11 protein-coding genes, 1 other RNA gene and 1 pseudogene are annotated in these 12,020 nt (G+C 34.4%); 9 read left to right on the top strand and 4 right to left on the bottom strand.

What is annotated here, in order from left to right; all coding sequences use genetic code 11:
* Nucleotides 1–680: 680 nt before the first annotated feature.
* Nucleotides 681–2,144, top strand: a complete 1,464-nt coding sequence (gene rpoN, locus AB4Y90_RS12300) for an RNA polymerase factor sigma-54 (protein WP_441557868.1) — start codon at nt 681–683, stop codon at nt 2,142–2,144.
* Between the two features lie 62 nt (nt 2,145–2,206).
* Here rpoN and AB4Y90_RS12295 read toward each other — a convergent pair whose 3' ends face one another.
* Nucleotides 2,207–2,881 (bottom strand): beta-carotene 15,15'-monooxygenase, encoded by a 675-nt coding sequence (locus AB4Y90_RS12295; protein WP_441557867.1) that lies wholly within the window; start codon nt 2,879–2,881, stop codon nt 2,207–2,209.
* Nucleotides 2,874–3,365 (bottom strand): RNA polymerase sigma factor, encoded by a 492-nt coding sequence (locus tag AB4Y90_RS12290; protein ID WP_074231294.1) that lies wholly within the window; start codon nt 3,363–3,365, stop codon nt 2,874–2,876. The genes AB4Y90_RS12295 and AB4Y90_RS12290 overlap by 8 nt, the downstream gene beginning before the upstream one ends.
* A gap of 178 nt (nt 3,366–3,543) precedes the next feature.
* Here AB4Y90_RS12290 and rnpB point away from each other — a divergent pair.
* Nucleotides 3,544–3,871: RNase P RNA component class A (gene rnpB / locus AB4Y90_RS12285), an RNA gene on the top strand.
* A gap of 74 nt (nt 3,872–3,945) precedes the next feature.
* Here rnpB and AB4Y90_RS12280 read toward each other — a convergent pair.
* Entirely contained in the window at nt 3,946–4,815 is an 870-nt protein-coding gene (locus AB4Y90_RS12280; RefSeq protein WP_441557866.1) for a polyphosphate kinase 2 family protein, read from the bottom strand.
* Nucleotides 4,816–5,037: 222 nt separating this feature from the next.
* Complete coding sequence (locus AB4Y90_RS12275) at nt 5,038–5,505, bottom strand: DUF1573 domain-containing protein (protein WP_441557865.1); 468 nt, start codon at nt 5,503–5,505, stop codon at nt 5,038–5,040.
* 128 nt (nt 5,506–5,633) lie between these two features.
* Between AB4Y90_RS12275 and AB4Y90_RS12270 the strand changes: the two genes are divergently transcribed.
* The 7 genes and pseudogenes from AB4Y90_RS12270 to AB4Y90_RS12240 form a co-directional block, all read left to right on the top strand.
* Nucleotides 5,634–7,946, top strand: a complete 2,313-nt coding sequence (locus tag AB4Y90_RS12270) for a valine--tRNA ligase (protein WP_441557864.1) — start codon at nt 5,634–5,636, stop codon at nt 7,944–7,946.
* Between the two features lie 146 nt (nt 7,947–8,092).
* A complete protein-coding gene (locus AB4Y90_RS12265) occupies nt 8,093–8,446 on the top strand; it encodes a GIY-YIG nuclease family protein (protein ID WP_441557863.1) in 354 nt (117 codons plus the stop codon).
* 42 nt (nt 8,447–8,488) lie between these two features.
* Nucleotides 8,489–9,130, top strand: a complete 642-nt coding sequence (locus tag AB4Y90_RS12260) for a DUF4241 domain-containing protein (RefSeq protein ID WP_441557862.1) — start codon at nt 8,489–8,491, stop codon at nt 9,128–9,130.
* Nucleotides 9,131–9,182: 52 nt separating this feature from the next.
* Entirely contained in the window at nt 9,183–10,070 is an 888-nt protein-coding gene (locus tag AB4Y90_RS12255) for a ribokinase (protein ID WP_441557861.1), read from the top strand.
* Between the two features lie 91 nt (nt 10,071–10,161).
* Complete coding sequence (locus AB4Y90_RS12250; RefSeq protein ID WP_441557860.1) at nt 10,162–11,001, top strand: alpha/beta hydrolase family protein; 840 nt, start codon at nt 10,162–10,164, stop codon at nt 10,999–11,001.
* A gap of 135 nt (nt 11,002–11,136) precedes the next feature.
* Nucleotides 11,137–11,781, top strand: a complete 645-nt coding sequence (locus AB4Y90_RS12245) for an HD domain-containing protein (RefSeq protein ID WP_441557859.1) — start codon at nt 11,137–11,139, stop codon at nt 11,779–11,781.
* Nucleotides 11,782–11,821: 40 nt separating this feature from the next.
* Nucleotides 11,822–12,020 (top strand): annotated as a pseudogene (locus tag AB4Y90_RS12240) (hypothetical protein); the annotation flags it as partial.

Here is a 12,020-nt window from a genome sequence, read left to right as displayed (position 1 = left end):
AATCACTAATCACTAATCACTAATCACTAATCACTAATCACTAATCACCAATCCCTAATCCCTGATTGCTGTGTCGCTCCTCCGGAGCTTAAAGGTTTAACGGTGATTATATGAATTGCTACAAAGGTTATACTCCTCCGGAGTATTTTTTTGATCATTACACGTGAGATTATCCGTAGAATGGCTTAAAAATCGTGTTTGAAAAGCTTGCTTATTATTTACTCATTCATTACTTTTTATGAATCTTAGCTTTTAAGTTTTAGAGTTTTAATCTTCCATCATCCAACTTCATCTTTAATTTCAATTTTCAAAGTTCAATTAAAATAGACTATTAATAGATTCAACAACCGGAATCAAAGGTGGGTTTTTTAATTATAGAGATACTTTTTAGCCCGGATAGAAGCGGTTACCCCGGAACTTGCGTGGGAGAAGTTGGAGGGCTATAGAGGATGGAAAAGAATGGCGTGAGGAGTAGTAGCGGATAGCCGGAATTAGCTCCTGAAAAAGAAATATAAAATTGAAAGGATTGAAAAAGAATCAGTTAAATGAGTGAGTACAAAAGCCAATAGATAATCTATTGGCTTTGTAAATTTTATGCTACAAAAATCGTGCTAATGATGATTTTTCCAAAAAAAAATATTAAATTCGTAGATGTTAAGTTAACATACACAAAGTAGAATATGCTAAAACAACATTTACAACTTAAATTAGGACAGAAACTTGCTCCTCAGCAAATTCAGCTGATGAAGTTGATTCAGCTTCATACTTTGGAGTTTGAGGAAGAACTGGAAAGGGAGCTCGAAGAAAATCCGGCTTTAGAAGTAGTTAAGGAAGAGTCTAAAGAAGATGAGTACGCTACTTTGGAGGATAGCTATGAAAGTGAAGGTACAGACAGTATTGAAACAGATTTTGATGTCAATGAGTATCTGTATGATGATGAACCAAGTTACAAAACGGCTTCAAGCAATTATTCTGCCGATGATGAAGATTTTGATAATGAAAGCCTTTTAACCGAAGGACAGTCGCTGTATGACTATCTAATGGAGCAAATAAACCTTGTAAACATCAGCGATGAAGATCTGAAAATTGCTGAATATATTATTGGTAATCTGGATACCGACGGATATTTGAGAAGAGAAATAAAAGCAATTGTTGATGATCTGGCTTTTTCACAGGGAATTTATACAACCAAAGAGAAAGTTGAAGATATACTTGAAAATTATATTCAGAAATTAGATCCATCCGGAGTTGGAGCAAGAGGATTACAGGAGTGTCTTCTGCTTCAGATTGAAAAAAAGATAAGCTCTGATAAAGCGGTTTCTCTGGCTGCCAATATTTTGAGGTTCCAGTTTGATGCGCTTACAAATAAGCACTACAATAAGATTATTCAGAAATACGATATTGAAGAAGAAGATCTGAAGGATGCTTTAGAGGAAATTTCAAAATTATCTCCGAAGGTTGGAGGGAATTTTGACACGCAAACAATTACGATCAATCAGGAGATTATTCCGGATTTTGTGATACAGGTAAAAGACGGGCAGATAATTCCGATGCTTAACAGTAAGAATGCCCCTACTTTAAGGGTTTCTGAAGAGTATAAGGATATTTTGACTACCTATTCTCACGATAAAAAATCATCTGAACATAAACAGGCTGCGTTATTTATCAAACAAAAATTAGATGCGGCAAAATGGTACATTGATGCTATCAATCAGCGTCAGAATACTTTGCTCCAGACGATTAATGCAATTGTAAAGTTTCAGCATAATTATTTTATCACAGGTGATGAGAAGTCATTAAAACCGATGATTTTGAAAGATATTGCCGATATTACAGGTTTTGATATCTCTACAATTTCAAGGGTTGTAAAAAGTAAATACGCAGATACGCCAAACGGAATTCTTTACCTTAAAGATTTGTTTTCCGACAGCTTAACTAATGACGATGGCGAAGAAGTTTCGACAAAAGAAATCAAAAATCATCTTCAGGAAGTAATCAGCAAAGAAAATAAGAGAAAACCTTTAACGGATGATGCTTTGGTTGTAATTTTAAAAGAGCAGGGATACAATATTGCAAGAAGAACGATTGCAAAGTACCGTGAACAGCTTAATATTCCGGTTGCGAGACTTCGAAAAGAACTTTAAAATAGAAAAAAGCATTTCAAAATCTGAAATGCTTTTTTTTATGCTGAATATTTAATGATATTTTAATTTTCCTGAGATTCTATTTCTTTTAGCTGGCTTAAATTTTTGTCGAGCCTGCTCATGATAATTCCATACACCAAACGATAATACACCCAAATCAGGATCACGCACAAAATTGTACTCACTATAATTCCGACAATGAATCCTGTAAAAGTAGAACTGTTGATTTCTATATTTTGAACATTTAAAATATAAAAAGTAAACCCAATTAATGCACTTATCAAAAGTATTAACAACCCGATATTCGTTAAAATAAAAGCATTAACCGTCTTTTTGAAGGTAATTATTCTGATGATAAACAGCTTAAGATCTTCTTCAATTTTAATTTTACGGTAATTTTGATAAAATTTAAGCACAAAGAATCCTGTAACTACAAGACTTAGAATTTTTATAATCAAATAAATATTATCAAGCTTACTAACAAGCTGGCTGCTTCTGTGAACACCCATTTTCTCCAAAATACTCATAAAGCTGTCAGATTCATTATTTTGAATAAGGTAAAATATTCCTAAAACACTGAAAAATAAAAACTCTGCCACGCTGATCCAAAAAATATACTTCATGTAATTGCGTGATTTTTTATTGAGCATTTTCAGAATCTCATTATTGTCGTATTTCGGTTGTACAGGCTGTTCTTGCCAGGTTTTCTTAAAGCTGTCTAAATCAAATTCAGGCATGTTTTTCCATTTTTTCTTTAAGGATTTTCTTTAATCTGTTCATTTTCACACGTGCATTTACTTCCGTAATACCCAGGTTTTCAGCAATATCTTTATAAGGCAGATCGTCGAGATACATCATTACAATTGCCCTTTCTACATTCGGAAGGGTTTTTATTACCGTGTAAAGAAGTGAAATTTGCTGCTGTTTGTCATCATCATCTTCAACGAAATCTCTGTGATTGATGTCTAGCTCGTTAGTCTGTAAACTTTTACTTTTTTTTCTGAAAAGAGTAATGGCGGTGTTGAGCGCAACACGATACATCCAGGTAGAAATTTTTGAATTTCCTTTGAAAGAATCATAGCTCCGCCAAAGCTGTAAAACAATTTCCTGGAAAAGATCTTCCTCGTCTTCCAGCGAATTGGTGTACAGACGCGATACCTTAATAATCAATCCCTGATTATCTTTTACAAGCTGTGCAAACTCTTTCTCTTTAGAAATCAAAATAAATGTATAACTGCACGAAGATAATAATTATTAGTCAATTGTGAATTTTACTTTGTAAGTCAAATGTGAATTTTATTTTTAAATTTAATTGTAAAGTTTAAAAAATTGACAACGAAGCGAATTGACTATTCACAATTCAGTTTTTATCTACTGCAATTTCCTATCTTTGCAGCCACGAGAAAATCGGCTTGTTGATTCTTATTTCGGTAAGGGTAGGAAAGTCCGGACACCACAGAGCAGCAAAGCGGATAACATCCGTCATCCGTGAGGATAGGACAAGTGCAACAGAAAGCAGGTACAGTTCGGCTGTAGTGAAACCAGGTAAACTCTTTGCGGTGCAATGATAAGTATATCGGTTCTTTTCAGCAATGAAAATAGGGGCGGCTCGTCCTGAAAGCCGAGGGGTAATCAGCTCAAGTTTTGCAGCAATGTAAAACGTAGATAAATAACAGGCATCCCGTTTTTTCGGGATACAAAATCCGGCTTATAGATTTTCTCGTTTTTTATAAATAAATTGCCACGAATTCACGAATTCAATTTATACTTAAATATTCGTGCATTCGTGGCAATTAAATAATCACTCACTTTCCAATTGTTTTTTAGCCTCATCCAAACCTTTTTTATCTTCCTCAGAAAGCTCAGGGAATTTCAGATCCATTTTTTCTAAAGTATCAATTATAATCTGTATTGCAGAAAGTCTTGCAAACCATTTATTATCTGCAGGAATTACGTACCAAGGTGCTTCATCTTTTGATGTTTCATTAATGGCAGTTTCGTAGCATTCCATATATTTTTCAAACAAAGCTCTTTCGGGTAAATCTGCTGCTGAGAATTTCCAGTTTTTTTCCTGCTCGTTAATACGGTCAAGTAATCTCTTCTTTTGCTCATCTTTAGAAACATTCAGGAATATTTTAATAATTGTAGTTCCGTTTTGGGAAAGATGTTTTTCAAAATTCCTGATGCTTTCGTAGCGGTTTTCCCAAAATTTTTTGTCGAAATCTTCTATCGAATTCCAGGTTTTTTCGTTTAAATTATATTCAGGATGTACTTTGCAGACCAAAACACTTTCATAATGCGAACGGTTGAAAATTCCGATCATTCCTTTCTGGGGTAAAGCTAAATAGTGTCTCCACAAAAAGTCGTGCGAATACTCTTTAGAACTCGGCGTTTTGAAACTTGTCACATTACAACCTTGAGGATTTACCCCTCCGAAAACATGTTCTATTAAACTGTCTTTTCCGGCTGCATCCATCGCTTGCAGAATGACTAAAAGAGATTTGCTTCCGTCGGCATAAAGTTTTTCCTGAAGTTGTCTCAGTATTTCTTTTTCCTGATTTAATAATTGTACACCTTCATCTTTGGTGAGTTTTCCTTTATATTCTGTTGAAGATTTTTTTATAGAAAATTTTCCTTTAACTAAAAAGTCGTCTGAGAAATTAGTATTCATGTTTTTTATAAGATTCAATGATTTAATGACTTAATTTTATAATTAAATTTCAATAGATAAATTGTGATGAGATTTCAATATATCTTAACTTTCTAACATCTAACATCTAACATCTAACATCTAACATCTAACATCTAACATCTAACATCTAACATCTATCAACATAAATATAACAAAAAAACCGCCTCAATTGAGACGGTTTTAAAATTTTTTAAGTAAAAATTATTTTTTAGAAGCTGTTTTTGCAGCCATTTTAGCAGCTTTTTTCTCAGCTTTAGCTTTAGCTTTTTGTTCTGCAGCAGTTAATGGTTTTGGTTCTGGTGCATTAGGAGTTACTTCTCCTTTAATATAAATTACACTTCTGCTGTTTACAGGGTCATTAGAAAATACCTCGATCATCTTATTGAATGGAGAAACGGTAGCAGTGTTATATCCAACTTTAATTTTTGCTGATTTTCCTGGTGCAATAGGAGCCTGGCTAAATTCTGGCGTAGTACATCCGCAAGATGGCTTTACGTTTGAAATAATAAGAGGCTTATCTCCTGTATTGGTTACTGTAAAAAATCTTGTACCATCAGAATTTGGTTTAATTTGACCGTATTCGTAAGTCGTTTTGTCAAAAGTAATGGTTTGTGCAGATGCTAATGCAAATGTTCCGAATAATGCAATTCCTGCTAATAAGTTTTTCATATTCTTGAAAGTTAATATGTTTGTTAGATAAATTTTGAGAAACAAAGTTAAAAATTATTTTAATTAGTGCTTACATTTTTTTACTTTAAACTATTTTTGCAAATTATAAGTTAAARAAACCAGAATTTATGCAGATTTCAGAAAAGTATAATCCACAGGAAACAGAACAGAAATGGTACAATTACTGGCTGGAAAACAAATATTTCCATTCAGAGCCCAACGAAAAGCCGCCTTATACGATTGTAATTCCTCCGCCAAACGTCACAGGAATCCTTCATATGGGGCATATGTTGAATAATACCATTCAGGATGTCTTGGTTCGTCGTGCAAGAATGCRGGGCTTCAATGCTTGTTGGGTTCCGGGAACAGACCACGCTTCAATTGCTACTGAAGCGAAGGTTGTTGCTAAACTGAAGTCTGAAGGAATCAATAAATCTGATATTACCAGAGAAGAATTTCTAAAACACGCTTGGGAATGGACTGACAAATACGGCGGAACAATTCTTGAACAACTGAAAAAATTAGGTTGCTCTTGCGATTGGGACAGAACCAGTTTCACCATGGAACCTAAACTTTCTCAACAGGTGATCAAATCTTTTGTTGATTTATATAATAAAGGATTGATTTATCGTGGCTACAGAATGGTAAACTGGGATCCGGAAGCAAAAACCAATATTTCTGACGAAGAAGTAATCTTTAAAGAGCAAAACGGAAAACTATATTTTCTAAAATATAAAATTGAAGGTTCAGAAGAGTTCCTTTCGGTGGCAACAACGCGTCCTGAAACTATTTTCGGCGATACGGCAATCTGCATCAATCCTAATGATGAGCGATATTCTCATTTAAAAGGTAAAAAAGTAATCGTACCGATTGTTAACAGAGTTATCCCGATTATTGAAGACGAATATGTTGATATTGAATTCGGAACAGGGGCTTTGAAAATTACTCCTGCTCACGACACGAATGACTACGAAATCGGACAAAAACATCAGTTGCCAATGATTGATGCTTTAGACGATGACGGAAATCTCAATGAGCACGGTTTACATTACGCAGGAAAAAACAGATTTGACGTAAGAAAACAAATCGCAAAAGAATTAGAAGAAAAAGATCTTTTGTTAAAAGCAGAAGATTATGTAAATAAAGTAGGGACTTCAGAAAGAACAGGTGCGGTTATCGAGCCTAAAGTTTCTGTTCAGTGGTTCTTAAAAATGTCTGAAATTGGAAAACCGGCTTTAGATGTTGTAATGGATGATGAAATAAAATTCTATCCTGAGAAATTTAAAAATACCTACAAACACTGGATGGAAAACATCCGCGACTGGAATATTTCACGCCAACTTTGGTGGGGACAGCAAATTCCTGCATATTATTATGGTGACGGAGAAAACGATTTCGTAATTGCAGAAGATAAATATCAGGCTCTTGTTGTACTAGAAGAACAAAAAGGGATTATTGCAAAACTAGAAGATTTGCGTCAGGACGAAGATGCTCTTGATACATGGTTCTCATCTTGGTTGTGGCCAATGTCAGTTTTTGATGGATTGAATAATCCGGATAATAAAGAAATTAATTATTATTATCCGACATCAGATTTGGTAACGGCTCCGGATATTATTTTCTTCTGGGTTGCAAGAATGATCATGGCGGGATTAGAATACAGAAAAGAAGTTCCGTTCAAAAATGTTTATTTTACAGGGATTGTAAGAGATAAGCAGAGAAGAAAAATGTCTAAATCTTTAGGAAACTCACCGGATCCTTTAGAATTAATGGATAAATATGGTGCAGATGGAGTTCGTGTTGGTATTTTATTGAGTTCTGCGGCTGGAAATGATCTTCTTTTTGATGAAGATCTGATGCTTCAGGGAAGAAATTTCATGACAAAAATTTGGAGCGCATTCCGTTTGATCAACATGTGGAATCATGAAGATAAACCTGCAAATGAAACAGAAAATCAGACCATTGAATGGTTTGAAAATAAATTAAACAAAACAATTGTTGACATCAACGATCAGTTTGAGAAATTCAGAATTTCTGATGCTTTACATTTGATCTATAAATTGATCTGGGACGATTTCTGTGGTTCTTATTTAGAAGCAATTAAGCCAAATTATGGTGAAGGTATTTCTAAAGAAGTTTACAATAAAACGGTTTCTCTTTTTGAAGAATTGATGAAATTAATTCATCCGTTTATGCCTTTCCAGTCAGAAGAAATCTGGCAATTGATTTCAGAGAGAAGTACAGATGAAGCTTTGGTTATTGCGCAACAGAAAAAAGCAGGACCTTTTAATGAAGATATTATTAAAAACTTCGAAACTGCATCAGAAATTATTTCAGGAGTAAGAAATTACCGTCAGACAAAAGGAATATCGCCAAGAGAAGCTGCTGAAATTTACACAAACGCTTCAGAATTTGCGAACGAGCAAAACCTGAAATCGTAGAAGTGGAGCGTAAAAAGCAGAAAGATGCGCTTGATAAAATTGCGATTTTGGAAGAAAAGCTGAAATCTTTATAATTTATCTTAGATAAATAAAAGTAAATTTGTCGGAATGTCAGGCTGAGCGGAGTCGAAGCCTTTTTAAATAAAGTGCAGCAATATTTTGTATACATATTAAAATGTTCCGACAATTCCTATTATACAGGAGTTACCAATAATCTTGAGTTGAGATTTTCTCAACATCAATCAGGTAAATTTCCTGACAGTTATACTCATAAAAGAAGGCCAGTTCAACTCGTCTTCTTTTATAAATTTAATGATATACTTCAGGCTATAGCATTTGAAAAACAAGTGAAAGGTTGGAGTAGAAAGAAAAAAGAAGCAATTATTAATGATAATTGGGACAAATTAAAAGAATTGTCTATTTGCCAAAATGAAACTCATTCAGATAATTTTAAAAATAATAAAGAAGGCTTCGACTCCGCTCAGCCTGACAATTCTTAAACCAGATTTAGCTCTAAACCAATTATAGACTAAAAATTTAAAATGACACATTTAGAAAACATACAAAAACTATTCTCAAAAGACTTTGTAGAAAGTCCTTTACTGGAAAGTTTTGAAGTCGGGAAAATATATCTTTCCACCGGAAAGCTGGTTGCCTGTGATCCTTTGATTACAAATGATATGCAGCCGTTTTCCACCCATTTTCCCAAAGGAGATTTTCAGGTTTTGCTGCACAAAGAAAGAGAGAGCAACTGTGTTGCTTATGCTGAAATTGTTTTTAGTGATGCAAAAATCTCATCTTGGAAATTGGCTACAACCAAAGAGCAGAATATAAAAGATCTGGCTGAAGGTGAAGTTTTCGGCTATCCTGTAGAGAGTGGAATGGGCTGCTTTATGGATGTTCAGACCCAGGAACAGCTTAATCTTCTGGAGCAGAAACTTTTCCAGAGAAAAGGCGATGACTTTATGGGAATTTACGAAGAATTTTTCCACGATCATTTCTTTGATGAAAACGGAGCCATCGATCAGTTTGCTTTTTTAAAACCTGATGAAGAAAATCCCGGAAATATTTTTGCTTTCGAAACCGGTTACGGAGAAGGTTTTTATGCAAGTTACGTAGCATTTGACGGAGAAAACAAGCCTGTGAAAATTATTACAGAATTTATTGAAATTTTGGTAAGCTAAAATTTCTTATATTTAAATATAGTTTTTAATTGAGAAAACTATCAAATATACTATGGACTTTTCTTCAGGACATCCGAAGATTGTCGTTGTCGGCAGTTGTTCGTTAGATTTAATATTGTATACCGATAAAATTCCGGCTCGTAACGAAACGGTAATGGCTGCTTATTCTGAAAATTATTTTGGCGGAAAAGGAGCCAATCAGGCTGTTGGTACGGCAAGATTGGGAGCCAGCGTTCATTTTGTGGGCTGTGTAGGATTTGATCCTTTAGGGCAGCAAATTATGCGAAATCTTGTTAACGAAAATGTGAATGTAGGTTTTGTTTACGAAACAGATCAGGAATCTACGGGTATCGCTTATGTAACGAGCTGCAACGGAGATTTTTCGGTTGTAGTAGATTCTGCAGCCAATAAAAAACTGACGCTGAAGCAAATTGATGACGCCGAAAGATATATTCATTCCTCTGCTCTTGTGCTTTTGCAGCTGGAAATACCGATGAATATTATTGAATATACGGTAAAAAAAGCAAAAAATCTTGGTAAAATGGTAGGTCTGTATGCATCACCGGGTACAAAATTAAATGAGCAGATCTTGGATGATGTAGATTTTATCATAGCAAGAAGCAATGAGCTTTCTGTGATTTTTGGTGAAGAAAAAAGAGAAGAAATTCTTAAGAAATATTTCAACAAACTTTTTGTAAGGGATGAAACCAACTCTACGATTTATTACGACGGAGTAGAAATGAAATATTTCCGAAACGAAAACGAAAGCATGGTGTATAAAATGGGAATGGGAGATGCTTTTACTTCTGGCTTTGCAGTGGCATTGTGTCATAAAAACACCATTGAAGACTGCGTAAAATTCGGAAATCTGGTTTCATCGAAAGTTTCTACCGGAAAAGGTGCGCAAACTGCGCTTCCTTATCTTTCAGATCTGATTTAAATTTTATTTAATGCATATTGAAAAGCTTTTAAAATAGAGATTTATACTATTAAAAAGTCCACATTTGATGTGGATTTTTTATTTCAATTCCATGGAAAAACTCATACTGACTACAAAAGATCATATTCAGCTGGTTGCACATCTTTTTAAACCTGAAAAATCGAATGGTAAAATTATTCTGATTAATTCTGCAACGGGAGTAAAACAGCAGGTTTATTTTTCTTTTGCCCAATTTTTTACCGAAAACGGATTTACTGTCATCACTTACGATTATTCCGGAATTGGTCTTTCAAAGCCGCTGAAAATGGGAAATTCGGATGCATCAATGCGAAGCTGGGGAAACGAAGATTTTAAAACAGTCACAGAATTTATCATCAAAAATTTTCCGGATTACAAGAAATATTGCGTCGGACATTCTGTCGGAGCCCTGATTATCGGGATGAATGAGTATTCTGAAATTTTCGAACAATTTGTTTTTGTTGCCACTCAAAATGCCTTTATCGGAAACCTGAAATGGAAAACAAAGCTGGAAGCTTTTTTCGGTTTCGGATTGGCGCAGCCTTTTTTTACCGAAGTTTTCGGGTATTTTCCTGCAAATTGGTTCGGTTTGGGAGAAAGTCTTCCAAAAAATTGCGCTTATGACTGGAGAACCTTAATTTTGAACAGGAAATCTACCGGAAAATTATTGCTTAAAACAAAAGATTATTCAAAACAACTCAGCCAGAAAGTATTGGTTTTGTATGCTGAAGATGATGTCTGGTTAACCGAGAAAGGCGTAAAAAGCCTGCTTAATGAGGTTTATCCCAATCTGAAACCTGATTACAGATTATTAAAGACATCAGAATCTGAAAAAGGAGAAATCGGTCATGTCAAYTTTTTCAGAAGCTACAATAAAAAACTTTGGGATATTATTCTGAATGAAATTATTTAGACAAATTTTCGCTGAAAAGGATTTATCGAGAAAAGAAAATCAGCCACGAATGCACGAATTTCGATTCAATTAAAATTGATTATTTAAAACCTTAAAACCAGCTTCGTGCATTTGTGGCAAAAAAATTATATTAAAATGAGCAACATCATAGAAAACACAATTCAATTCGTAAAAGAAAAACTGGAAGGAGCAGAAGCCGGTCACGACTGGTTTCACATCGAAAGAGTCTGGAAGCTTTCCAGAAAAATTGCCCAAACAGAAGATTGTAACCTCCAAGTTGTAGAGCTTTCTGCTTTACTGCATGATATTGCCGATCCCAAATTTCATAATGGAGACGAAACTTTAGCTCTGAAAATTTCGAGAGAATTTTTAGAAAATCAAAATGTTGAAGACGAAATTATTCAGCAGGTTTTATTTGTCATTCAGAATATTTCATTTAAAAATAGAAATGAAGTGCCTCAAAATTTACCGATTGAGCTTAAAGTTGTACAAGATGCTGATAGAATCGATGCCATTGGCGCAATTGGAGTGGCGAGAACTTTTAACTTCGGAGGTTTTAAAAATAATCTGATGTATCATCCCGATATTCAACCAAAACTCAATATGTCTAAAGAAGAGTATAAAAAATCAGACGGAACAACAATTAATCACTTCTACGAAAAACTTTTACTGCTTAAAGATTTGATGAATACAAATGAGGGGAAAAAAATAGCCGAAGAAAGACACCGGTTTATGCTGACTTTCCTCGACCATTTTATGAAAGAGTGGAATGTGGAGTAAGAATCTTATCAGCTATCTTTAAATAAGTATATTTGCACTTATGGGATTTATCATTTTTGTTATTTTTCTTTCACTTGTTTTCTCACTCTTTTTTTCAAAGCTGAAAAAAGGAAAACTGGGGCAGCTTGCAAAACTTTTCAGGATTGCAAGTGTGGTTTTTGCAGTTTCCCTTTTTACGTATTGGTTTATCAAAAAATCGGTGATAGGAGTTGTCAACGATTCGTTATCTCTTCAGGTTA

It is taken from the genome of Chryseobacterium sp. 2TAF14, from assembly GCF_052115105.1.
Taxonomy (GTDB): domain Bacteria; phylum Bacteroidota; class Bacteroidia; order Flavobacteriales; family Weeksellaceae; genus Chryseobacterium.
This window is presented reverse-complemented; position numbering and strand designations above follow the sequence as displayed.